The sequence below is a fragment of the Paenarthrobacter sp. TE3676 genome (genome assembly GCF_056279165.1).
In genome coordinates, this window is the sequence record NZ_JBWBQU010000003.1 from 207,374 (window position 1) to 229,700 (window position 22,327).

Consider the following 22,327-nt stretch of genomic DNA (forward strand, 5'->3'; position numbering starts at 1 on the left):
CCATAAATGGATGGGAGATACTGCCCGTTTGTGTAGTGGCGCGGCGGGTCTTGGCATCAGAAGCCAAGACCCGCCGTCGTAATTCCGCTACGGGTGGCCGGGCAGGGACTCGCACGCGATGCGGTCGCCGTCGGAGTCCAGGCGCGCGACGTCGCCGTACCACGGGTAGTAGGTGTCGAACCAGGCTTGGGCGGCCTGCCAAGTACTGAAACTCGTGCAGTTCTTGGTGTCACCAGGGTTGGCCGGAGGCTGCGGCGTAACAGGCGGCGGCGGAGTCACCGGAGGCTGCGGCGTTACCGGCGGCGGCGGAGGGGAACAGCTGTTCCCCGTGATTCCGCCGGCGCCACCATTGACGAAGCGGTACATAAACGCGGCCATGGCGTCGCGGGCCACCGGCTGAACCGGGTTGTAGGCACGGCAGCCGTAGCCAATGTCCCAACCAGTGGAGATGCCCTGCGATGCCAGCCAGGTGATCTGTTGGTAGAACTGGCTTCCGACCTGGACGTCCACGAACGGTGAGGTGCTCGGTGCCGAGAACGCGGGATTGCCCCCGAACCGGTACAGGAAGGCAGCCATGGCGTCGCGGTTGACCGGGCTAAGTGGACGGTAGGTCTTGGAACCGTCCTGCTCCGTCCATCCTGTGGAGATGCCGCTTGCCGCGAGCCACGTTATTTCCTTGTAGAACTGGCTCGACGGCGTGATGTCGGTGAAAGGCGACGTCGCCGGGGGAGTGAAGGCAGGTTTGCCGGCCAGACGATACAGGAAGGCCGCCATAGCGTCGCGGTTTACGGCATTCAGCGGCCGATAGGTCCGGCTACCGTCGGCTTCCACCCAACCGGTGGAAATGCCTTGGGAAGCGAGCCAGGAAATTTCCACGTTGAATTGGGTGGAGCCGCTGACGTCACTGAAAGTGATGGGGCCCGGATCAACGGGTGTGGATTCAACAGCGATGGTCGGCACGGGGACCACGTTGGTTCCGCAGCCGCCCTGCAAGGTGGAGGAAATTGCTGCGGATTCGGCTGCATCAACGGTCAACTGCCAGCGGTATTTCACCAGCACCCAGTCCGTGACGTATTCGCAGGCGGTTCCGGCCAGCGGTGGCATCCATTCTGCTGGATCGCGGTCGCTCTTGGACTGGTTCACGTTGTCTGTCACGGCTTCGAGGGCCACGTCCAAGGTGACGTCGTTGGCGTAGTCGCGCCGCTGCTCGGCCGTCCAGGCGCTCGCGCCGGAACCCCAGGCTTCCGCGAGGGGAACCATGTGGTCGATGTCGACGTCGGACGCAACAGTCCAGGTGCCGCCGTCGTACCAGGAGTTCCACTGACCCGTCGCTACGGTGCAGCCCGAGCCGAACGTCACCGGCGACAGTGACTCCAGTTGGAGCACCTCGGAGCGTGTGTCGCAGCCGTCGCCGTCGGCATCTATCCAATGCTGAAAGAGATCGCGGTCGTAGCCGGTGTTCGTTTCGGCCGTGACAGACAAGGACGAGAAAAGTGTTGAAACGCTTGCCGTTTCTGCGGCCATAGCGGTTTGCGGCATAAAGACAGCCGCCGACGCGGTCAGCGAAAGTGCCGCCAACCACGAAAGTGCCTTGGGCATCTGGGTTCCCCATATTCGATTGTGTGCGCTCTGAGCAGCGCATTCTCTCGGATGCTACCCGCGGGGACCGGCAGATAAAGAACATGGTTTAGTTGTGGCGTGGCGGGGCTGCGTCCGTCAGACTGATGATCGGCACATGGATGTTGGGGATCTTGTTGAAGACTGTCGATGCCCTCCACCTTGGGCTGGATCAACATTCTCCGAAAGGCATCCCCATGACACAGCCGCACCCCGACAACAATCCTGATACTCCGGAGGGCAACCAGCCTCCGGCGCCGCAGCAGCCGGATTATTCCGCTCAGCCGCCGCAGTACGCGCAACCGCAGCCTCCACAGCCGCAGTACGGCGCCCAGCCGCCTCAGCCTCAGTACTACGCGCAACCGCAGGTGCCCCAGCAGCCTCAGTACGGGGTGCAGCCGCCTCAGCCCAACATGGCCTACGGCTACCCTCAGCCGAAGTCGAAGATCGCCGCCGGCCTTTTGGGAATCTTCCTGGGCGGCCTCGGCATCCACCGCTTCTACCTGGGCTACACCACTATTGGAGTCATCCAGCTGGTTCTCACGGTAGTGCTGGGCATCTTCACGTTCGGATTGGTGGGTCTTTGGGGCCTCGTGGAGGGCATTATGATCCTTGCCGGTGCTGAGTACTTCCGGAGGGACGCCAAGGGCGTTCCCCTTCGCGACTGACGCGGGAAGGCAAAACTTTGAGCAACGTCATTCACGACAAGCCCGAGCAACTCGAGCAAATCAGGGCAGGTCTCCTGCAGGGCGAAATAGTCTATGCGGTCTACGACTGCATCGGTGTTGGTACCGGCTTCGTCGGGATCACGAACATGCGGGTCATCCTGCAAGACAAGAGCTTTGTGGGCAACAAGCTCGCCATCGTGTCCGTGCCCTACAAGAACATCCGGTCCGTCTCCATGCTGTCCAACAAATCGATGATGGGCCGGTTCGCTTCTACGTCGAGCATTGGCATAGATACCGGGGGAAGCATTAAAGAAGCTGATTTCCGCGGTGACGACAAAGCCCGGCATGCGCACGATCTGATTCTTTGGAACATGCTGACCACGAAGTAGTTTTCGCTGAAAGAGGGCGGCCGGAGATTTCGGCCGCCCTCTTGGCTTAGATCATTCGTATTTGTCGCATCATCGGGCAGCGGGACCCTGGCATTAGAGCGTGCCGAATTTGCTGTTGTAGCGGAACATGAACGCTGCCATCGCATCGCGGTTCACGGGCAACAGCGGCTTGAAGGACTTGGTGTTGCCTGTTTCAGCCCAACCCGTTGAGATGCCTTGAGCTGCGAGCCAAGTGATCTCCTTGTAGAACTGTGCTCCCACCGGAACGTCGGCGAAAGGCGAGACCTCGGGTGCCGTGAAGTCCGGCTCGCCCGCCAGACGGTACATGAAGGCGGCCATGGCATCGCGGTTCACTGGCTGCAGTGGCCGGTAGGTCTTGGTCTTGTCAGCCTCTTCCCAACCGGTGGAGATGCCCTTGTCAGCGAGCCAGGTGATTTCCTTATAGAACTGTGCTCCGACTGGCAGGTCCTTGAATGGGGAAACACCGGGCGCGGTGAAGTCAGGTTTCCCTGAAAGCCTGTACATGAAGGCAGCCATGGCATCACGATTTACGGGGCTCAAGGGCTTGTAGATCCTGGTCCCGTTCACTTCCCAGCCTGTAGAGATGCCTTTGTTTGCGAGCCAGAGGATCTCGTCCTCGAATTGTGCGCTCAGCGGGACGTCGTCGAATGCTTGAGTGCCTTGCGTGGCTGTGGCGTAGTTGAGGGTCCCGATGTCCGTGTTCCGCCCCGGTGCAGTAGAAACGGACCTGGCGTTCGCTTCGGAAAGGACGTTGCCGGAGAAGATCGGGCCGGAACCACCGTCAGGTCCGGCCGAAACGAAGTAGTTGCCTGTGCTGAGGCCGGTGACTTGGAAGGTTCCGTCCCCCTGGGTGTTCGCTTTACGGGTCACCAGCGTGTCGTCCTTTGTGTACACACGGACCGGTACGTTGGTCAGTGGGGCGCCGCCGGGCCCCAGGATCTTGCCCGAGAGGGTTCCACCCACCCGTGACGTTGGGTTGATGTTGGTGAGGGTCTGCCCTCCCGCTACTGTCACCGACGTCGCGCTTCCCAAACCGGAGCTCTCTGGAAGATTGTTGTAATACTGACCTTCCTGAGCAGTCGTGAACCCGCTGGAGCGGTTGAACTGGACTTTGTAGGTGCCCGGGAAAAGGTTGGGCACCATGAACGATTGGGGCCCTGTGGAGAAACCGCCCTGGACAACGGTCCCATCGGCCGTGACGACCTGAACGTCCGTGTTGGATGCCCCGGAAGCATGGGAACCTGTGATCGTGGCTGCCGGAACTGCCGTGTCCGTCGGACCGGTTAGACGTTCGCCTGCGGCCACTGTGATGGTGGGCGACGCCGCTGCAGTGGGCAGCCCGCCGTGCCACATGGAGGCAATCTTGATATCGCTGGCATTGAAGAACAGTTTGTATGTTCCGGCCTCAAGTCCTCCTATGCTGTAGACCCCGTTTTCGACGTACACCGCGGAAACTGCTTGGAGATCATTGCTCGACCTTGCCTCCGCGAATATGGAAAAAGGTACTGCATCAGCGGGGAGTGCGAGACGACCGGAGATTATCGCGGCCGGCTGCAGGGTTTGGTTGATCCCTGTGACGATGTCTCCTTGGGCCACGGAGATCTTCTGCGCTTGCTCGTGGTCCTTGACTCCTGGGTAGTAGGCCTGAAGCACCGGGATCGGTTGAACCGACGTGCTGAAGTTCAGCGTGTAGTCGCCAGGGGCCAACGGACCCACGTTGTAGGAACCATCCGGTGAAGCAACCGCGCCTTCTTGGTATGAATCTGAGCTAACACCCACGTACATGTCAGCAGCCTTGGTTCCAGCGGGAACCGAGACTTTGCCTTGAATACGCCCGCCGGTGGACATTTGCTGGTCAATCCCGGTCACTGCCGTGCCCGCGGCGACGTCCACCCGTGTCGATTGCTCATAGACGGCGGAGCCGTAGTACGTGCTGTACACGTGTTTGGGGCTGGCATCCTCCTCGAAGCGCACCGAATATTCACCCGCTGCGAGTCCCACTATCGTGTATTCGCCGCTGGGATTCACCCCCAAGGTCCGATAAGTCGGGCCAGATACGGTGACATTGACTTTGTTCACGTCCACACCCGCAGGAACCGTAACCGTACCCGAGATGCTGCCCGTGGCCGCGGCGACGGCGGGGGATGCAAACCCGCTGGGCAGAGTGGCCAGGATAGTTCCTGCAACCAGTATTAGTGCGAGCCTGAAACGGCCACGCGAAATTGCCCTCATGGGTCCCCATATTCCGTGCGATTGAAGAGCCTCGATACAACGGGCCCGAGGTGATCATAAGGGCTCTGTGTGGAGCTAGCCGAAACGCCTTTGTAAATAGTCGCGTGCAGATTCGCGGGAAACTCTACTCGTTGGCTAAACTCATGCTGGCCGTTGACTTGCGGCCCCATTCCGCGCTCTCTCGGGGCGTTTATGCAGAGGGCGTTTCGTAGTGAAAAACCGGCTAATAGCAAGTGTGCGCTCCCGTTTGATGTTTGCCGGTATTGCCGCAATGGTGGGGGCTGCCTTGCCGGTGATTCCCGCCGTCGCCGATGACGCACCGGCGCCGGTCGCCGAACTGCGAGCTATGGCCACCGAGTCCGTGCCAGTTCCCACGGACCAGTTCATTGTGAAGTTCAAGGAACGGGCGGGCATCAAGTCCGCCGACCGTCAGTCCTCCCTTGGCCGCGCGAGCAGCGCCTTGGGCATCGCCGTTAGTTCCTCACGGACTACCGCCTCCGGCCAAGAGGTGCTCAAGATGGACCGGAAGCTGGACGCCGGTGAAGCCACTGAACTCGCGGCGGCGCTGGCAGCGGATCCCAATGTGGAGTACGCCGAACCGGACACCATCATGCGGCCTTTCGCGGTGGCGCCCAACGACCATTTCTATAACCTTCAGTGGCCGCACATCCCAGGGGCTGGCGGCATGAACGTCCTTAAGGCTTGGGATATCAGCCAGGGCGAAGGATCTGTAGTCGCCGTTATTGACTCGGGAATTCTAAGCCACACCGATCTGGACACGAACGTCCTGCCGGGCTACGACATGTTGAGTTTTCCGGAGATGGCCAAAGACGGGGACGGGCGGGATCCCAACCCCCGCGATGAAGGGGATGCTACCTATTACGGTCAATGCGGACCCGGGTCTCCAGCCGAGGGCGACACCTGGCACGGGACGCATCTGGCTGGAATCGTTGCTGCGGTTGCCGGCAACAAGATAGGCGTAGCCGGCGTGGCTCCCAAAGCCAAGGTGGTACCCATTAGGGCCATGGGGGTTTGTGGTGGATATTCCTCAGACATTGCTGAGTCAGTCATTTGGGCCGCAGGCGGAGCCGTTCCCGGCGTACCCACAAACGCCAATCCTGCGCGCGTCATCAACCTTAGTCTTGGTAGTCCGGGACAGTGCACTGCCATCTACCAAGACGCTTTCGACTTTGCCCGGAGCAAGGGTGTATCTGTGGTGGTCTCAGCGGGCAACAACAGGATCGATGCCTCGGCGGTTGCGCCTGCCAACTGCCAAAACGTCCTTGTGGTCGGTGCCACCACACGCACGGGAAGTAAGGCGTGGTACTCCAACTTCGGGGTAAACGTTGACGTGGTTGCGCCCGGGGGAGACATGTTCGGCCAGGCGCTCAATGGTGTGGTGTCCACGCAGCACTCGAACGATTACTTCTTCAAGCAGGGAACCTCCATGTCCGCGCCGCACGTAGCAGCGGTAGCAGCGATGATGTATTCCGTGCTGCCGGCCTTGACGCCTGCCGAGGTGGAACAGAAATTGAAGGCAACCGCACGGCCTGTCAGCGATTGCCCGGGTGGATGCGGTGGCGGCCTCGTGGACGCTGGGGCGGCCCTTGCAAACGTTGCCGCGGACGCTGTCTCGATTGTCCCCGGCACCCCTACAATTTCCGGCGACGCGATAGTTGGTGGGACTCTAACCATGTCTCCCGGCGCGTGGGAGCCTGCTGGTTACGTCGTTACCGAGCAGCAGTGGAAGCGAAATGGCGTTGTCACTAATGCCACCGGAACTCAGTACGTTCTGGGGCCTGAAGACTTGGGCGCTACCATCACAGTGACTGTGACGGGCAAGAAGCCGAAGCAACCCGATGTATCTGTAACGTCAGCGCCCACCCAACCCGTGGCAATTGGGAAACTAACCGTTGCCGAACCCGCCATCAAGGGCGCTCCGTACGTCGGTGGTTTGCTGACAGCCGACGTCGGCACCTGGGCGCCTGCGCCTGTGAACCTCGCCCTGGAGTGGCGACGCGATGGAACTCCCATCGACGGCGCCACGGGACAGACCTACACCATCACTGATGCGGACCTGAGCAAGGCGATCACGCTCAAGGTTTCCGCATCAAAGCCGGGCTACCAGCCACAGTCGCTCCTCAGCGAGCCCACTGGCTTGGTGGTGGCTGCAGATAGAGCAGTAACTCCAGAATCCGTGGTCTTCACGGACGCGCCGTATACGGACAATGACACCTACGCTATCCCCGAGGTTGCGGGCATTAACTACCTTATCGACGGCGGAACGGTCGCCTCCGGGAGTCATCCGGCCACCGGCCGGGTCACGGTCTCAGCAGTCGCCAAGGAAGGTTACGTGCTGCTTCCGGGTGCCACCACCTGGACGGAGCGTTTCAGTGCCAAGGGCCCGGATTTCGTGCCGCCGGCCGAGTCGCCGTTCACGGACGTCCTGACCACCCAGCAGTTCTACAAGGAAATGGCGTGGCTCGCAGATCAGGGCATCTCCAAAGGTTGGACAGCGGCTGACGGGTCGGTGGCCTATAAGCCGTTGACGCCTATTAACCGTGATGCCATGGCCGCATTCCTTTACCGGATGGCAGGTTCGCCGGATTACGCTCCGCCAGCCACCTCGCCGTTCAAGGATGTGCTGACCACCCAGCTGTTCTACAAGGAGATGGCGTGGCTTGCGGACCAGAAGATCTCCTCCGGTTGGACAGAGAACGATGGCTCACGAACGTACAGGCCTCTGACGCCGATCAACCGCGATGCCATGGCTGCTTTCCTGTACCGTCTCGCTGGGGAGCCCCGGATCGACAACATGGATCTCCGGCCTTTCAAGGACGTGGTCCCGGGCCAGCAGTTCTCCTACGAAATGGCATGGATGTCAGAGATGGAAATCTCGACGGGTTGGGTCGAATCCGACGGTAGCCGGGTCTACAAACCCCTTTCGCCGATCAACCGGGACGCCATGGCGGCATTCCTTTACCGCATGCCATAGCCATGGCACAGTGAGCGGCATGACTCGAATCCTGATGATCGGCATCCACGCCAGCGCGCTCGACTACAGCAAGCTCCCTCCCGGACTCGATGAAGCCATCATGACCGAGCGGATCGAGGCCGGATTCGGGGCGACCATTGCCGCCGGCTTTGATGCTGTGTCCTGCCTCATTGGAACCTCACCGGACGAGGCCGAATCGGAGATCCGTGCAGCGTTCTGGCGTGATCGTTTTGGTCTGGTGATGGTCGGCGGCGGCATCAGGATGGTCCCGGATTACACGGAACTCTTCGAGCGGGTGATCAATACCTGTAGCGCAGAGTCGCCGGGAATCCAGTTCTGCTTTAACACCTCGCCGGAGACCACCCTGGATGCTTTGCGGCGCCACATCCACAACTAGGTCACTGTGGTGTAAGTTGTAGCGCGTGCGTGTTAAATGCGCGGCAGTGTGGAGTATGGGCGACTCGGAAGGTTCCCTGCAACCCATGGCCGGACGGGTGGTTCCAACGGAATTTCCCCGCGGCCGTCGCGGATCACCAAGACCACTGCCCCTATCGCAGCGGCCAAGCAGATCATGCCCATCAGGACCAGGGCAATTACCAAAGCCAGAGACATCGCCATACCCTCTGCCTTCAATTTTAGTGCTGTTTCTTCGTGAGGGCGCAGCCATTTCCAGCTCATCGAACATCGCGGCACCCACAAGCGAGTGCGTCGTTGAGCACGGTTGACGCTAGGGTCGAGGACATGGCGGTGTCCTTCAGCGATGTTAGTGAACCAACGATTCACCATTCCGTGACCGGGCACCATCCAGTCCCCATGCGCTGGTACTACCCGGCAGGCGAAGGTTCGGAGACGACAGGTGTTCCGACGTTGGTCTGGGCGCATGGCGGCGGCTTCTTCTCTGGTGGTCTCGATCAGCCTGAAGCACACGATGTGGCCCGGGCGCTTGCTCAACGGGGTCTGCCGGTGGTCACGGTTGATTATCGCCTTGCTCCGGTTCCCGGGCTCTCTTGGCTCCGCAAAGGTGACGTGCGGCCCCGGGGACGGTTTCCCCTCCCGGTGGAAGACCTACTGACAGCTTTTCGAAGTGTTAGCAGCCAGTCTGCAGGAGGGGTGCTCCTTGGTGGTGCCAGCGCCGGGGCATGCCTTGCAGCCGGAGCAGCACTCCAAGCTCTCGACATGGACTCAGCACCAGAGGGTGTCATCTTTGCCTACGGCTTTTTTCATTCCTCGCACATTGGCTCCCGCGAGATCCAACGCCGGGTTCGCGATCACCGCCGGGTGACACACTCCCGGTTGCTCCTGAACGCCGTGAACCGTAACTACGCCGGCACACGGGCGGCGCTGAATGACCGTTACGCGTTCCCGGGAGGCCACGAGCTGGGCGGCTTCCCTCCAACGATGATGATCAATGCAGATCGCGACGCCATGCGCGCATCGGGTGACCGATTCGCTGCCGAACTGCTAAGCGCGGGAGCCGACGTCGAGCAGCACACGCTCCCCGGCACCCGGCACGCTTTCCTGAACCGACCACGCCTGGACGCCTTCACCACGGCTGTTGACCTCATGGCCGAGTGGTCTCTGACTCGTTAGCGGAGGCGACGCCGGAACCCGGCGCCGCCTCCTTCCCGGCTCACAGGATCGGAAGGCCCCATCCCGTGAGGTCTTAGTGCGTCAGGCGCAGGGGTTTCCTCGGCTGACGATGCCGTCTTTCACCTGCTGGTAGCCACGACCGGCGTTGTAGTTGTTAGTTCCGTTGTTGTCCCATGTTCCGGCCCCATTGTTGAATGCTGCGGTTATTCCGGAAGCTCCGTTGAGGGGGATGGAGGTGGTTACCCAGCCAGGGCATGAGGCAGCCATGGTTACGCCAGGCGCAGTGGTCCACGCTCCGGTGCCCACCCGATAGTGGGAGTTATAGGCAGACCAGTTTTTGTTGGTTGAGTAGAACAGCACTGTGGTGTCTGTCGGCTCAGGGGTAGATGCACCGCTGCAAGGATCAGCATGACTAACCACGCTGCCATTCACCGCTGCGATCCCACCGTCCAAGGCATAGTTGCTGGTGTTGTTGTTGTCCCAAACGCCGCTTCCGTTGTTGAACGCGGCCGTTGCCCCGGTTGATCCGGCGGGGATCGTGTACGCGACCCAGCCTGTGCAGGCGGCGGTCATGGTGACGCCCGGTGCAGTTGTCCATGAGCCTGTGCCTACCCGGTAGTGCATCTTGTAGTCACTCCAGCCCTTGGCTGTGGAGTAGTACACCTTGAGGTTGCTTGCCCCCGGCTCTGTTTGTCCGCCCGCTTTAGCGTTGATGTGCAACGCGAGGGCGGCGTTCTGACCGACGGTGGCCTGGAAAGTCCCGGATGCATCCACGGTTACCGCGTCACCCGCCGAGCAGCCGGAAGGGGTGGGCAGTCCCACAATCACGTTGCAGTAGCGGCCAGCCGGCAGGGAGCTCTGGAAGCTCCTGGTGATGGCATTGCCACGGTTGATCGCCACGTAGCCTTTGTCGCCACGACCAAAAGCGAGGGCATTCGAGCCGTTGTCCCACTTGTTGACGATCGGCGCACCATAGCTTGTATTGCGGAAGCCCACCATGTTTTCGATGTTGGTCTGCGCATGCTTGCACGTCCAGCCATTCTGGCCGCACACGGGATCCATGACCTCCCCGTTGGAGGCAACCGCCGGTCCTGTCTCATTGTTGGAGAAGGAATAACCCGAATGGATCGACGGGGACCCGTAGTTCCAAGCCAGTGTGAAGATCTGGGCAAGATCGTAGTTTGCCCCGTCCTTGTAAGTGAGCGTTTCGCCATTTCGCTCAGTGTCATGGTTGTCGACGAAGACCGCGGCGTTCTGTTGAGGAAGGAAACCGGCCCAGCTGGAGCCAATGCCACTACCTGTGATCAGCCAGTTGATGTTCCCGCCGTTGAAGGCCTCTTTGAGTTTGCGGGCGAAGGCAAACTCGTGGATATCACCGTTGCTGGTGTATTCCTCCGGTTGGACAGGTTCGTTGGCCCGGATAACTTCCTGGACCACGTATAGCCTTGCGCGGTCGTTGACCTTGGAGAGAATTCCTTGCATGTCGCTGGCCGCAATATGTTTGACGGCGTCGATCCGGAACCCGTCAACTCCCAGGCCCACCAAGTCATTGAGGTAGCTGGCGATTCTTCCCTGAACGTAGGGGGAGGACGTGTTGAGGTCAGAGAGGTTTACCAGATTGCACTCCTGAACTTCCCATCGGTTTTGGTAGTTCACGATGTCCCGTCGGCATGAGTGAAAGTCCTGCCCTTGGTAGTTTCCGGGATAGTCGTAGTGCTGGAATGTTGTTCCTGCCCAACCCGTACCGCCGGCGCTCTTCCCGGACATGTGGTTAATCACGGCGTCCGCGATCACTTTCACACCCGCGGTGTGGCATGTGTCCACCATGTGCTTGAACTCCGCACGCGTGCCCAGCCGTGACTCAACCTTGTAGCTGACCGGCTGGTAGTGGGTCCACCATTCCGGGCCTTGAACGTGTTCTTGCGGGGGAGATGTCTGTACGTATCCGTATCCGGCCGGGCCGAGGTTCTCTGTACATTCACGGGCTATGGCGTTCCATGTCCAGGAGAACATCACCGCGGTGGCGTCTTTGGGCCCGGGAGCTGCGGCTTGGGCTGGCGGAGCAGAAGCTGTGGAGGAAAACAGGGTGCCGAAGAAGGCCAGGAGGACTATAGCGGCTAGGAGCTGAAAGCGTTTCCTTCTATCAAGGAAGTGGACTGCGACGTCCTTGTCGTGTGCTGGCATGGAGGTGAGTCTCCTCAATGATGGGGCCGCTGCAGGCCGGGAATCCTGGCAACGACTGACACCGCCCTACAGTTCGGGCGGCCGCGTCACGATGACGGCTACCCATCAAGGTAGGCGGAGTTTAGTCATTAAACAAGAGCAAAAGAGCAGAAAACTGGAAGCGCTTGCAGAGGGAAGTGGGCGCGACTGACGCCACCAAAAGCCAAGCGCACAAGAAGGGTTTCCTGATAGTTCAGAAGGGGCTGGACGAGCAAAGGCGCCCGGCGCTAAAGCTGGGCCGTCGCCACTGATGATGGGGCAGGTGCGGGAGGAGCGGTCAGCGCGACCTCCTCGACGACGGGCTGGTACCGGCGTGCGGCGGGCTCCCATAGGGTGTTCCACCGGTCAAGGGTGGTTTCGTTGGCGGGGGTTCCTGAATGGTCCGGGGCTGCATTCATTGTGTCTCCGAAGTTAATTTGGACTCAAAATTTAGTGCCTGAAGTATTATGTGACCTGAGCTACAGAGAGGTCAAGACCCCATGAGCGCCCCTTCCTCCTCGCCGACGCCGCAGATGCTTCGGCAGGCTAGTCTCAGATCGGTCTTGGACTTCATGAGGGCTTCTTCCATCGTGACGATCTCGGACGTCATGGAAGGGACGGGGCTAGCTAGGGCAACTGCCATCTCTGTGTGCGAAGAGATCATGGACCGGGGCTGGATCACAGAGCTGGAAAATCAGCGCGAGTTTGGTGAGTACCTCAAAGGACGTCCCGCCCGACGGTTCGTCCTGAACCAGGACGCCGGGTATGTCGTTGGCTTGGACGTGGGAGTCGCCAAGGTGACGGCCGTGGTGTCCAACCTGCGTGGAGAAATCGTGGGCAGGGCGAGCCAGCAGTTCCGCGGAGTTCAGATCACGGCTGATGACAGCATTCCGGGCTCCGATATCAGTCCCCTCGAGCGTGTATCAGCCATTGACAGTACGGCGTGTGATGCCCTTGGCCAAGCTGGCGTCACACCTGATGCGGTCCTCGCAGTCAGTGCCGGAATTGCGGCCCCGGTGGGCCGTAACGGCGATGTTTTGGTGACTCAACCCTTCTGGGCTCTTCTGGACGTTGGCTTGAAATCGGCGCTGAAGGATCTTCATGGGTGGACGGTGTTGCTGGCCAACGACGGAAACCTGGCGGCCTTGGGTGAGTGTTGGCGCGGTTCGGCAGCGGGCGTGGACGACGTCGTGGTTATCCTTGCCAGTGAGCGCTTTGGGTCCGGAGTGATCGACGACGGCAGGCTCCTGCACGGCTGTGGCGGAGGCGCCGGCGAGCTGGCGTTCCTTAAGCAAGTTGAGGGGGTGGGGGATACCTTTGGCATTGCCCTGATGGCACGAACGTGGGCTGCCGAGGCCCTCGCTGGAAGTGACGACACACAACTTCGCGAATATCCTGCAGAGGCAATCGAAGCTGAACACGTCTTCGCCGCCGCGCTCCAAGGTGACGCTGTGGCACGGCGGATTCTGGATCGGCTTGCCGATCGCATGGCGAGGGTTATCGGGGCCGTCGCTACCATCCACAATCCGGAGCTTGTAGTGATAGGTGGCGCAGTAGCCAAGTCAGCAGGCGCGCTTCTGGACCCAATCGCTGACTTGCTGCCCCAATTCACCGCAACCCCTCCGCGGCTGGCCGTTTCACCCCTGGGCGACTCGGTGGTGACCATGGGTGCTGTCCGAAGCGCGCTGGATTTCGTCGAGAAGGAAACCCTGGATATCGACCTACACCACAGCTAGGTCAGCAGCTCCGATAGTTTCGGGTGCAGATGATCACTTTCAACGGCAGTGCGGGCCTGTGCCGCGGCCGCCGTCAGGGCATCGTCAATGGTGGCGCCGTGGAGTGTCGCGGCCAGGAAACCGGTCATGAAGGCGTCACCGGCACCATTGGTATCAACCACATCGGCGGGAGGAGCACTGACCTCGTGCCGCGCTCCGGAAGCCTCCAGCGCAAAGGCACCCTCTGCTCCGCGGGTGCAAACGGCCAAGCGGGGCCCGCGTTCCAGGCAGGAGCGCATAAGGTCCCACGGGTCCTCTGCGCTGTCATCACTCATGAACACCGTACTGGCAGCGCGAAGGAACGGTTCATGGAATTCCGACGACCCGTCGTAGTCGTGAAGGTCCGTCCAGATGGGCGTCTTCTGAACGTCCAAGCGTTGCAGTAGGAGGGCACCGAGTTCGCTGAGGTCAACGACGGCGACGTCGGCGGCAGCCACCGCCTCAGCAGCGATGCTGAGTTCGTGCTCGGTGGGCGTGGACGGAACCGCAACGTACAGCGACACTCGCTTGCCGTCGTCGGACATTAAATTGACGTGGCGTTCGGTCTGCTCGGACGCCAAGGGCTCGACGGCGACCCCGGCTGCCGTAAGGGCGCTGCGGATCCGCTGGCCCTCGGAATCTGTTCCAAGAGGCGAACACAACCGCACGTTAATGCCAAGGCCGGCCAGATGCAGGGCCTTGCCAGCGGAGGTCCCGCCGATTGTGTGCCACGAGCGGCGGGCAAACTGCATGTGGGGGACAGGCTCCGGAAGGTGGTCGAGGAGGATGAGCTGATTCCACGACGCAGGGCCGCAGACAACTACGGAGGGAGGTACAGGCATGGCCATATCCAATCACTCATCCGACGCGCTGGTACAGAGGGGGTCAAGCGCGGCGCAGCAAGGGCCCGCCGGGCCCTCGTTTCGCGCCGGGAACAGCATCTATATCCTTAAGTGATGAGTGACGTAGCGCGTTCCACCATCGCCTTCGAAGGGCATTTCGCACGGGAGCTCCCGGAGCTGGCTATTCCTTGGCGTGCGGAGGAGGCTCCGGATCCGCAGCTTCTGCTGCTCAACCAGCCGCTCGCCGTCGAGCTTGGTTTTGATCCTGACTTTCTCCGGAGCCCGGAGGGCGTTCGGCTGCTGATCGGCAATGCCATGCCGGAAGAAGCGACTCCGGTGGCCCAGGGCTACGCCGGCCACCAGTTCGGCTGGTACTCGCCGCGTTTGGGGGATGGGCGTGCCCTCTTGCTCGGCGAGATTTCCGGTGCAGACGGGACGCTTCGCGACATCCATCTCAAGGGTTCGGGACGCACTCCCTTTGCCCGGAATGGTGATGGCCAGGCGGCGATTGGTCCCATGATGCGCGAGTACATCGTGAGTGAGTCCATGCATGCCCTGAACATTCCCACTACCCGTTCCCTCGCGGTGGTGGCCACAGGGCGTAAGGTTCAGCGGGAGACTCTGCTGCCGGGAGCCGTTCTGTCCAGGGTGGCCAGCAGTCACCTGCGTGTGGGCAGTTTCCAATATGCCAGGGCATCAAATGACATGGATTTGCTGCGCCGGCTTGCTGATCATGCGATCGAACGCCACCACCCGTCGTCGGCCGATGAAGCAAACCGCTACCTGGAACTCCTCAAGGGCGTCATTTCAGTGCAGGCGAAACTTGTGGCGCAGTGGATGCTGGTCGGATTCGTGCACGGTGTCATGAACACCGACAACATGACGGTGTCCGGTGAAACAATCGACTACGGTCCGTGCGCGTTCATGGAGGGCTTCGATCCCGGTGCCGTGTACAGCTCCATTGACGAAATGGGACGTTATGCCTACCGCAGCCAGCCGGTGGTGGCGGAGTGGAACCTTGCACGCTTCGCCGAATCCATTGCGGCCCTGATCCACCAGGATGAGGAGCAGGCGGTACACCTTGCTGTCGAGGCGCTCAATGGATTCCGTCAGGAGTACAGCGCCACGTGGTTCAACGGCATGAAGGCCAAGATTGGGCTGCCGGAGGGAATTGACGACGACGTGGCCTCACCTTTGGTGGATGACCTCCTTCAGCTGGTTCAAGAGGCGCGCGCGGACTACACCTCGTTCTTCCGGAGCCTTGGAAAGGCAGCCCGCGGGGAGGCTGAGCCCGCGCGTCGGCAGATCCTGGACCTGGCCGCCTTCGATGCATGGTTGGAACGCTGGCGGGCACTCAATCCGGATGCCGAAGCCATGGACAGGGTCAACCCGATCTATATTCCACGGAACCACTTGGTGGAGGAAGCCCTTGCTGCCGCAACCGAGGGGGACACGGGCCCCACGGAGCGGTTGCTAGCGGCCCTATCCGACCCGTTCTTGGAACGCCCGGGCTTGGAAAAGTACGCCCAGCCTGCGCCGGAAAGCTTCGGCCCCTACCGGACCTTCTGCGGAACTTAAGGAACGCTGCATGTGAGGAAAGCAAAGGGCAAGCGACCCGATCGGCGTCGCTTGCCCTTGACTTGTTGTTCGCGTGTCCTAGCTCCAGACGGCCCGAACCACCATGTCTGCGCCTGCAGCCAAATGATGTCCGGTGTGGCCTGCATCCAGAACGCACACGTCCTCGGATTCAGCTGCGCTTGTTGTTACGAGGCACTCTGCTGCCCTGAAACTCAGAAGATCTACGGGGAGGCTGTCGCCTATTTGGAGTTCACTCATGATGCCCTTACTGCTCGTCCGGGTATCACTCTCAGTGGCTATAGCCCGGTGTGGTCGTTGGAGAGACCCTCTCCATGGGACGCCGGACTTCATCAGCGGATAACTCCATATTGCTAGATAGACAAGCTTTCGTCTACGCGGGGTACCCTAACACTCAGTTGAAATTTGCGTGGCGCACGATTGCCAGAAGCTCTTCGCGGAGGTCCTCGGAGTCCAGATTGACGGCTGAGAGCACATTGTTCTCCTGGCGGTGGGACTGCTCCAGCAACGTCAGGCCCAGGTCGGTAATCGATATCAGCTGGCTGCGTCGGTCAAATCTGTTGGGTTCACGACGGATGAAGCCTCGCGATTCAAGCCTGGTAAGCAGCGGGCCCATGGTCTGGGCTTGCACCCGGACGCTTTTTGCCAGATCTCCAGGCGTGATAGGCCCTGCCGTTGCAACGGCATCAAGAGTAAGTACCGCCGGATAGGTCAACCCCAGCGGGCGTAGTCTGTCGTTCCATGCAAGCTCCACGAGCCGCGCTGCCGTGGACAGCAGCCGGCTGGTTGGCCATAGTTCCATATCAGGCATTCAGGCACCCCCACGCTTGTAAGAATAGTCAGCTTACTTACTAAGGCTACATCAGGCCTGCAGCGTTGAAAGCTGACTGCCGGTCAGGGACGCGGCTCGCAATAGGGGCACGACGGCGGAACTCGCCTTTGGGAGCAGATGGTTCCGGTCCAGCTAGCCTTCACATTCGGTGCAGTACTTCTGCCCGTTGGTTTCCCGCGCGAGTTGGCTGCGGTGGTGGACCAGGAAGCAGGACATGCACGTGAACTCGTCGTTCTGAATGGGGACGATCTCAACTTGGAGTTCTTCGCTGGAAAGGTCAGCGCCGGGAAGTTCGAAGGCGTCAGCCAGCTCCCCTTCGTCCAGGTCAATCGTGTCCGTGCGTGTAGCACCCTTGGCCGGTGCCAGCTCGGCCAGAGGCAAGGCCTCCTCTTCGGGCAGGGCCCGCGGTGCGTCGTAATCGGTGGCCATAGTGGTGAACCCCCTTGTAAAAGTGCCTGTTTGGTTATGTGCGCACTTTGTAACTCGGGCCGCTTGATTTGTATTCCCCGCAGTGGAAGACGTTGCCAAAACGATGGTGGACACCAGCCAGGCTGGTGTCCGCCTCTAACTGACTAGGAAAGGTCGAACGCCGAACGTCCCGAGCCTCGCTCGGCGCCGTGCACCTGCAGGGCGTGGCGCATGGCTTGGCGGTTGTCTTCTGCGAGTTCAGGTTGGTCGGCGACTCGGTAGAGGTCCGCTGCCCACTGAAATTCATCGGCAGCGGCACGAAAGCGGGCTTCGTCGAAGAGCCGCCTGCCGATGTGGTGGCGTACGTAGGCTTCCTCTTCCGGTGTCCGGACGGTTCGGAGGGCTTTTTCGTGAAGCACTGCGGCCTCGTGCCATCTGTACTGACGTTGATTGATTTGGGCAAGGACCAGCAGCAGCTCCCGGCGGTCCGGTGTGTGGGGGAGCAGTTTGAAGCCTTCGTCCAGAGCTTCAGTGTCGCGCCCAAGTAGCGCAAGGTACCTGATGCGTTCCACGGGAGGACACTCGCCCGCTAACGCAGCTTCCAGGGCTTGACGGTCGATCACCACGTCACGAAACGTGGCAGGATCAGTACGCCAAAGACTTGCAGTATCTTCCACCGTGATGTGCCCCCCATAGGCTTGTTACGGAGCCAACTGAGTCGCAGCACTGTCAATGGCAGGCTGCCGGAACCTCCATGATCTCATGAACGGTTGGGCCCGCAAGTTCGCCTCAACCTCGCTGGCATCAGTGGAGTTGGCTGTCCGGAGGAGTAGCCCGCCAGGAATGAAAAGGGACTGTCAGCCCTGCGCGTGTTGGTGCGCAGGTGAACGGCCCGGCGAGTGCGACCAGGTCAGGTGCCAACGGCACAACACGTACTAATTGGAGGTCGTCGCTGCCCGAACCAGCGCGGATGCTTAGGGCGTCGCCCGAGCGGCTGATCCGAATGCGGACCCGCCCACCGTTCCAGTCCGGGACAGGCGCCAAGGACCAGTCCGAGAAGCGATCCGTCACCACCGCGCCCACTTGAGCGGCGCCGTCGGCGAATTCCACACCGGCCTTGATCCAATGCTCGGCGCTGATGCGCACGAAGATGCCTGCTTGGTCGAACTGTTGGGAGAACGCGGCAGTGAACTCAACCTCCATGGCACTGTCCTGCGGGAAGGGCGCGAGCAGCGCGTGCTCGGTGTCGTGGATGAATCCGTAGGACGTCACGCGCCAAGCGTCGCTGCTTTCGGCTGCAGTCACCAGAAGGTCACCTGCCTGCTCGACGACGGCGGCCGGCCGGTTTGTCCACTCGCCGCGGCTCCAGGGAATGTCAGTTGGCACTGGGCTCCTCGATGTTCATGAATGGGTAGGTTTTTCGCGGAACACAACGGCCTTCGGCTGGGACTAACCTAGCCGACTCGCTTTGTTTAGACGTTGCTGAATAAGGACTCCAGCCCCTGACCATATGCTTCTGATTGTGCGCACGGCAAGGATGCCAGAGGATAATGCGGTCATCAGGGCGGCGGCGGATGCGGCGACGATCATCACTCCAATGAGGTGAACAACCAAGACAGCCAACATCACTACAGTGTGTGCGTCGATAGATTCCATGCTTCATTTCTGTGCTTCAGGGGGTTGTCCCGCCAGGGGTGGTGGGTCCCGGTCCAACAAGTTGCGCCCTCAGCCGGACAGGGATGCCCTTGGTGGCGAATTCGTCGTCCATGGACTCCTGAACGGTAGTGAATTTATTGTTGGGGTCGTTTTGGAGAGCCGATGAGTGGGACTGCCAGTTGTAGACGCTGGTCCATAACTGTCCGAAATCGGTCAGGTACCGTCCGTTGTCCTGGAGTGTGGCGATGTTGTACCAAGCGTTGCCGCCGTCAAGGCCGATGGCCCTAATTCCTTCATCGGAGATGGAGTAGGCGAGCCATCCTTCGGCGCAGCCGAGGACGGTGTAGTACTGCTGTTCATTGGTCGGGATGGGTTTGATGGCCCTGACTTGATCAGCACGTTGGATGTCGATGTTGGCGGGTGTGCAGGCACCTGCTGCGGGTCCGGGAGGCGCTGCAATGGTGGGCGGCACGGTTGTGGGGGCGGGAACCGGCGGGGCCACCGGCGCAGTTGTGGCCACAGCCGGGATGGTGGGCGTCGGCACTTGGGTAGCCTCCGCCGTCGGGATTGCCGTTGGGGTTGGCGTTGGCGAGGGCGATGACGTGGCCGTCGGCGTAGCCGTCACAGTGGGGGTATCGGTGGTGGCAGGTGCCGGCGCAGACTGAGGTGCCAGGTTCCCGGCTACAACGACTGCCCCGACGACGGCCGCCGCAGCGAGAACCACACCTGCGGTGCCTACCCACCCCGATCGCCGACGCTTGTGCTCGGCGAGAGATACGACGTTGGGATCGTCGGAGAAGACACGGGACCGGCCCGTCAGGACACCCGGGGTGGTGCCTGGTTCGGGGACGTGGGGTTTTGAGTTTTTCATGAGTTGTTCGATGCGGTCCATGGTTAGACTTCCCGTTCTGTCATGAGGTATGTCGGTGCGGCTTTCGCGAAGGCCTTGCGGGCCCGGTGAAGCCTGACGGCTGCAGCCGATGGGGAACACCCCAGGCTCTCGGCCAATTGCGCTGTAGTGAGGTCGTCCCAGTAGGAGAGCATCAGGATCTCGCGGTCCTTGTCCTTCAGCTTGGAGAGAATGTCGGCAACGTTGGCCTGTTGGTCATCTTCGCCTTCGGATGCCCTGATGCGGGCTTCTTCTGCGAGGCGCTCCATAAGCTGTTCGCGCCGTCGCCGGCCTTTGTATTCGTTGCCCAGCACGTTCCGGGCTGTGGCTATCAGCCACCCGATGCCCGGCGGTTCGGCAGGCATTTTTTCCCAGACGATCCGGAACACATCATTAGCCAGCTCCTCGGCCCGTTCCCGGTCGTTGATCCGATACGCGATGTATTGGTAGATGCGGCTGAAGTGTTCAGCATGAAGAGCACTCAGTTCCTGCTCTCTAGTAGCCAACATCTTTATTTCTTTCCCCCGGGCTAGCGCTTGATGATTCAAACACTTAGTTTCCCGGAGACGGCTGTTTCTTACATAACTGCTGAGAACTTAAAGAGAGATACCCGGCAGGCCTCCTGGTGGGCTTGCCGGGTATCTGGAGCGCTTGGTGGTTAGGCAGCGTAGCGGAGACTGGTCAGCAGTGCCCGAAGCTTGACGTATTGATCAGTTTTCATCCACGCTGCAGCGGTTTCAGGCGTCATGGACGCGTCGATCTCGGCAACCGCGGTTGCTGCCCCGTTCGGCATGATCATGAAGCTGTTCACGGAGGTGCTGTCGGGACCTTCTGTCATGAAGTACTCAGCCACAACGCCCATGTAGTAGCGGACCGGAAATTCAGGGAAGGTATAGTCATCCCTCACGAAAGCGAAGTGAGAGGCACCGTTACGACTGTCGAACGCACTGAGTTCCTCTGAGTCGAGGATGGTGCGGTTGACCGGCCCTCCGACCAGACCGCCGGTTCCTCCGCTGGTGATGTGGGCAACTTTGCCACCGGTTTCGTCAAAGATATTGGCAGCCAGTGAGTTCTCCTTTCCACCGGGATGCTCGGCATATTCGTTGTACGGCGCCTGCTCCACCTGTACAGTCCAGCCGGCGGGCACATCGAAGGAGATGTGGCCGTCCGGGAAGGTAAACGTGCCGTTCCCGTAGTCGGGCGAGACGTGCGGGGTTGAGGGGACAACGGGAGTAATCGGCGCCTCTACAGTGACTGTCGGTGGGGTGGTCACCTGAGACGAGGGGACCGAGGGCTCGACAGGGACAAGGGGTGCTGCCGGCACTGAAACCGGCGTTGGCCGTGGGGACGTTCCAACAAGCGGGGTCACTACCGCAGGTGTCGGAACATTGGGCAGGGACTCGTCAGCCTGCGTGAGGGCGCTGGTTGCAGGGGAGGGAAGCCCCTCATCTTCCATGGGAGCAGGAGATGGCGGCGTGAGGGTCGAGATTTCCTTCGAAACTGTAGCCGTGGTTGATCTCCCTGCCACGGGTGGCGCCGACGTGCACGCGGTGAGAGCAAGTGCAAGTGCAAGCGATGTGAGAATGGCGTACTTCGCGTAGTCGGATCGGTGGTACTTCATGGCTGGGTTCCTTCCCCCTTAGTCGAGCCGGGCAGATCAGCCCGCTCACACATGTTGTTTCCGGGTAGGAACGAATGCTTACAACGGCTCCCAAAATCTTTTCAGAACATGCTTCGTTTCCATCTGGAGGGTGCCGCTCAGCCGCTTCTGTGAAGCGTGAGAACATCATTGAGTGACCGACAGTACTTCGCTTGAACTGCCGCCCCTCTACGAGTCCCTGACCTGGCTTACCCCGCTTTCCGAGGAACGTGCTGCACACCTTGTGGCGTTCTTGACCGACCCGGCGCCGGTTGAGGTTCTGGACATGGGGTGCGGATGGGGTGAACTACTACTTCGGGTTTTGACGTCGGCCCCGCCGGCACGGGGACGCGGCGTGGACTGTGTTTCCGCGTTCATCGACCGAGCGAGGCAGCAAGCATTGACTCGTGAGCTGCTCGACAGAGCGACGTTTGATTCGATGCCTGGGCTGGAAGCCCAGGATCGCCCAGCAGACGCTGTCATCTGCATCGGCGCGAGCCAGATCTGGGGGCCGCCGGTAGAGGACGCGCAGCCGCTCGACTACGCCGCAGCCCTGCGAGCCCTGCGAGCCCTGGTGCTTCCCGGCGGCCGACTCGTCTACGGCGAGGCGATCTGGTCAGCAACACCTCATCCGGCTGCCACCGCCCCTCTGGCTGGACGTGATGACGAGTACCTGACACAAGATGCGTTGCGCGAGCAGATCCGCGCCGCTGGTTTCGAGGTGGTGGACGACGACCAGGCAAGCGTTCAGGAGTGGGACGTCTTCGAGGCCGGGTATCGCGACAGGTTTAACCGTTGGCTAGAAGCACATGATGCCGACCATCCCGCCGCAGAGCAGGTCCGTCGGCAATATGAGGAACAGCGCGCTGCATATGAAGAGGGCTACCGAGGCGTACTCGGGATGGCGTATTTCTGCCTAAGGGGGTAGGAGTTCACGGCGACTCACCTTCATGTGACGCATAGACATGCTGGCGTTCCACCAGGGGCTCGTTCACCG

At 60.9% G+C, this 22,327-nt stretch carries 22 protein-coding genes; 8 read left to right on the forward strand and 14 right to left on the reverse strand.

Annotated elements, in window-relative coordinates:
- Window positions 1-87: 87 nt before the first annotated feature.
- Window positions 88-1,599 carry a GmrSD restriction endonuclease domain-containing protein gene (locus tag ACZ881_RS08500; protein ID WP_476114188.1) on the reverse strand — a complete coding sequence of 504 codons (1,512 nt, stop codon included), beginning with the start codon at window positions 1,597-1,599 and terminating at the stop codon, window positions 88-90.
- A 215-nt stretch (window positions 1,600-1,814) separates the two neighbouring features.
- Between ACZ881_RS08500 and ACZ881_RS08505 the strand changes: the two genes are divergently transcribed.
- Window positions 1,815-2,285: a TM2 domain-containing protein gene (locus ACZ881_RS08505; RefSeq protein ID WP_476114189.1), complete on the forward strand. Its 471-nt coding sequence runs from the start codon at window positions 1,815-1,817 to the stop codon at window positions 2,283-2,285.
- Between the two features lie 17 nt (window positions 2,286-2,302).
- Window positions 2,303-2,674 carry a PH domain-containing protein gene (locus tag ACZ881_RS08510; RefSeq protein WP_091469526.1) on the forward strand — a complete coding sequence of 124 codons (372 nt, stop codon included), beginning with the start codon at window positions 2,303-2,305 and terminating at the stop codon, window positions 2,672-2,674.
- 93 nt (window positions 2,675-2,767) lie between these two features.
- Here ACZ881_RS08510 and ACZ881_RS08515 read toward each other — a convergent pair whose 3' ends face one another.
- The gene (locus ACZ881_RS08515) at window positions 2,768-4,927 is read right to left on the reverse strand and encodes a carboxypeptidase regulatory-like domain-containing protein (protein ID WP_476114191.1); all 2,160 of its coding nucleotides are present in this window, start codon (window positions 4,925-4,927) and stop codon (window positions 2,768-2,770) included.
- Window positions 4,928-5,177: 250 nt separating this feature from the next.
- Here ACZ881_RS08515 and ACZ881_RS08520 point away from each other — a divergent pair, with 250 nt between their 5' ends.
- Together ACZ881_RS08520 and ACZ881_RS08525 are read left to right on the forward strand one after the other, a co-directional pair.
- A complete protein-coding gene (locus ACZ881_RS08520) occupies window positions 5,178-7,922 on the forward strand; it encodes a S8 family serine peptidase (RefSeq protein ID WP_476114192.1) in 2,745 nt (914 codons plus the stop codon).
- Between the two features lie 19 nt (window positions 7,923-7,941).
- Window positions 7,942-8,319 (forward strand): hypothetical protein, encoded by a 378-nt coding sequence (locus ACZ881_RS08525; protein ID WP_476114194.1) that lies wholly within the window; start codon window positions 7,942-7,944, stop codon window positions 8,317-8,319.
- 32 nt (window positions 8,320-8,351) lie between these two features.
- On the opposite strand, the gene ACZ881_RS08530 is transcribed toward ACZ881_RS08525, so the two are convergent.
- Window positions 8,352-8,540, reverse strand: a complete 189-nt coding sequence (locus tag ACZ881_RS08530; protein ID WP_476114196.1) for a hypothetical protein — start codon at window positions 8,538-8,540, stop codon at window positions 8,352-8,354.
- A 171-nt stretch (window positions 8,541-8,711) separates the two neighbouring features.
- Between ACZ881_RS08530 and ACZ881_RS08535 the strand changes: the two genes are divergently transcribed.
- Window positions 8,712-9,512 (forward strand): alpha/beta hydrolase, encoded by an 801-nt coding sequence (locus tag ACZ881_RS08535; RefSeq protein WP_476114198.1) that lies wholly within the window; start codon window positions 8,712-8,714, stop codon window positions 9,510-9,512.
- Between the two features lie 81 nt (window positions 9,513-9,593).
- On the opposite strand, the gene ACZ881_RS08540 is transcribed toward ACZ881_RS08535, so the two are convergent.
- Together ACZ881_RS08540 and ACZ881_RS08545 are read right to left on the reverse strand one after the other, a co-directional pair.
- On the reverse strand, window positions 9,594-11,696 hold the full coding sequence (locus ACZ881_RS08540; protein ID WP_476114200.1) for a carbohydrate binding domain-containing protein: 2,103 nt from the start codon (window positions 11,694-11,696) through the stop codon (window positions 9,594-9,596).
- A gap of 266 nt (window positions 11,697-11,962) precedes the next feature.
- Window positions 11,963-12,133 (reverse strand): hypothetical protein, encoded by a 171-nt coding sequence (locus ACZ881_RS08545; RefSeq protein ID WP_476114202.1) that lies wholly within the window; start codon window positions 12,131-12,133, stop codon window positions 11,963-11,965.
- 81 nt (window positions 12,134-12,214) lie between these two features.
- Between ACZ881_RS08545 and ACZ881_RS08550 the strand changes: the two genes are divergently transcribed.
- A complete protein-coding gene (locus ACZ881_RS08550; protein WP_476114206.1) occupies window positions 12,215-13,450 on the forward strand; it encodes an ROK family protein in 1,236 nt (411 codons plus the stop codon).
- Here ACZ881_RS08550 and ACZ881_RS08555 read toward each other — a convergent pair.
- A complete protein-coding gene (locus ACZ881_RS08555) occupies window positions 13,447-14,310 on the reverse strand; it encodes a carbohydrate kinase family protein (protein ID WP_476114209.1) in 864 nt (287 codons plus the stop codon). The two genes, ACZ881_RS08550 and ACZ881_RS08555, sit on opposite strands and share 4 nt — an antisense overlap.
- A 114-nt stretch (window positions 14,311-14,424) precedes the next feature.
- Here ACZ881_RS08555 and ACZ881_RS08560 point away from each other — a divergent pair, with 114 nt between their 5' ends.
- Entirely contained in the window at window positions 14,425-15,888 is a 1,464-nt protein-coding gene (locus ACZ881_RS08560) for a protein adenylyltransferase SelO (RefSeq protein ID WP_476114211.1), read from the forward strand.
- Window positions 15,889-15,966: 78 nt separating this feature from the next.
- On the opposite strand, the gene ACZ881_RS08565 is transcribed toward ACZ881_RS08560, so the two are convergent.
- From ACZ881_RS08565 to ACZ881_RS08600, 8 genes are all read right to left on the reverse strand, one after another.
- On the reverse strand, window positions 15,967-16,146 hold the full coding sequence (locus ACZ881_RS08565) for a hypothetical protein (RefSeq protein WP_091469501.1): 180 nt from the start codon (window positions 16,144-16,146) through the stop codon (window positions 15,967-15,969).
- A gap of 154 nt (window positions 16,147-16,300) precedes the next feature.
- On the reverse strand, window positions 16,301-16,717 hold the full coding sequence (locus ACZ881_RS08570) for a MarR family winged helix-turn-helix transcriptional regulator (protein WP_476114214.1): 417 nt from the start codon (window positions 16,715-16,717) through the stop codon (window positions 16,301-16,303).
- Between the two features lie 153 nt (window positions 16,718-16,870).
- A complete protein-coding gene (locus tag ACZ881_RS08575; protein WP_476114216.1) occupies window positions 16,871-17,167 on the reverse strand; it encodes a DUF4193 domain-containing protein in 297 nt (98 codons plus the stop codon).
- 143 nt (window positions 17,168-17,310) lie between these two features.
- On the reverse strand, window positions 17,311-17,772 hold the full coding sequence (locus tag ACZ881_RS08580) for a hypothetical protein (RefSeq protein WP_476114218.1): 462 nt from the start codon (window positions 17,770-17,772) through the stop codon (window positions 17,311-17,313).
- 178 nt (window positions 17,773-17,950) lie between these two features.
- On the reverse strand, window positions 17,951-18,532 hold the full coding sequence (locus ACZ881_RS08585; protein ID WP_476114221.1) for a DUF1349 domain-containing protein: 582 nt from the start codon (window positions 18,530-18,532) through the stop codon (window positions 17,951-17,953).
- 286 nt (window positions 18,533-18,818) lie between these two features.
- Window positions 18,819-19,694 carry a hypothetical protein gene (locus tag ACZ881_RS08590; RefSeq protein WP_476114223.1) on the reverse strand — a complete coding sequence of 292 codons (876 nt, stop codon included), beginning with the start codon at window positions 19,692-19,694 and terminating at the stop codon, window positions 18,819-18,821.
- A 2-nt stretch (window positions 19,695-19,696) separates the two neighbouring features.
- Window positions 19,697-20,200: an RNA polymerase sigma factor gene (locus ACZ881_RS08595; protein ID WP_476114226.1), complete on the reverse strand. Its 504-nt coding sequence runs from the start codon at window positions 20,198-20,200 to the stop codon at window positions 19,697-19,699.
- Window positions 20,201-20,349: 149 nt separating this feature from the next.
- Window positions 20,350-21,312 (reverse strand): hypothetical protein, encoded by a 963-nt coding sequence (locus ACZ881_RS08600; protein ID WP_476114228.1) that lies wholly within the window; start codon window positions 21,310-21,312, stop codon window positions 20,350-20,352.
- A gap of 172 nt (window positions 21,313-21,484) precedes the next feature.
- Here ACZ881_RS08600 and ACZ881_RS08605 point away from each other — a divergent pair, with 172 nt between their 5' ends.
- On the forward strand, window positions 21,485-22,258 hold the full coding sequence (locus tag ACZ881_RS08605; RefSeq protein ID WP_476114230.1) for a cyclopropane-fatty-acyl-phospholipid synthase family protein: 774 nt from the start codon (window positions 21,485-21,487) through the stop codon (window positions 22,256-22,258).
- Window positions 22,259-22,327 lie beyond the last annotated feature (69 nt).

Coding starts and splice junctions, on each gene's coding strand:
- ACZ881_RS08500 (WP_476114188.1), bottom strand. CDS start 1,599: ATGCCCAAGGCACTTTCGTGGTTGGCGGCACTTTCGCTGACCGCGTCG.
- ACZ881_RS08505 (WP_476114189.1), top strand. CDS start 1,815: ATGACACAGCCGCACCCCGACAACAATCCTGATACTCCGGAGGGCAAC.
- ACZ881_RS08515 (WP_476114191.1), bottom strand. CDS start 4,927: ATGAGGGCAATTTCGCGTGGCCGTTTCAGGCTCGCACTAATACTGGTT.
- ACZ881_RS08520 (WP_476114192.1), top strand. CDS start 5,178: ATGTTTGCCGGTATTGCCGCAATGGTGGGGGCTGCCTTGCCGGTGATT.
- ACZ881_RS08525 (WP_476114194.1), top strand. CDS start 7,942: ATGACTCGAATCCTGATGATCGGCATCCACGCCAGCGCGCTCGACTAC.
- ACZ881_RS08530 (WP_476114196.1), bottom strand. CDS start 8,540: ATGGCGATGTCTCTGGCTTTGGTAATTGCCCTGGTCCTGATGGGCATG.
- ACZ881_RS08540 (WP_476114200.1), bottom strand. CDS start 11,696: ATGCCAGCACACGACAAGGACGTCGCAGTCCACTTCCTTGATAGAAGG.
- ACZ881_RS08545 (WP_476114202.1), bottom strand. CDS start 12,133: ATGAATGCAGCCCCGGACCATTCAGGAACCCCCGCCAACGAAACCACC.
- ACZ881_RS08550 (WP_476114206.1), top strand. CDS start 12,215: ATGAGCGCCCCTTCCTCCTCGCCGACGCCGCAGATGCTTCGGCAGGCT.
- ACZ881_RS08555 (WP_476114209.1), bottom strand. CDS start 14,310: ATGCCTGTACCTCCCTCCGTAGTTGTCTGCGGCCCTGCGTCGTGGAAT.
- ACZ881_RS08560 (WP_476114211.1), top strand. CDS start 14,425: ATGAGTGACGTAGCGCGTTCCACCATCGCCTTCGAAGGGCATTTCGCA.
- ACZ881_RS08565 (WP_091469501.1), bottom strand. CDS start 16,146: ATGAGTGAACTCCAAATAGGCGACAGCCTCCCCGTAGATCTTCTGAGT.
- ACZ881_RS08570 (WP_476114214.1), bottom strand. CDS start 16,717: ATGCCTGATATGGAACTATGGCCAACCAGCCGGCTGCTGTCCACGGCA.
- ACZ881_RS08575 (WP_476114216.1), bottom strand. CDS start 17,167: ATGGCCACCGATTACGACGCACCGCGGGCCCTGCCCGAAGAGGAGGCC.
- ACZ881_RS08590 (WP_476114223.1), bottom strand. CDS start 19,694: ATGGACCGCATCGAACAACTCATGAAAAACTCAAAACCCCACGTCCCC.
- ACZ881_RS08595 (WP_476114226.1), bottom strand. CDS start 20,200: ATGTTGGCTACTAGAGAGCAGGAACTGAGTGCTCTTCATGCTGAACAC.
- ACZ881_RS08600 (WP_476114228.1), bottom strand. CDS start 21,312: ATGAAGTACCACCGATCCGACTACGCGAAGTACGCCATTCTCACATCG.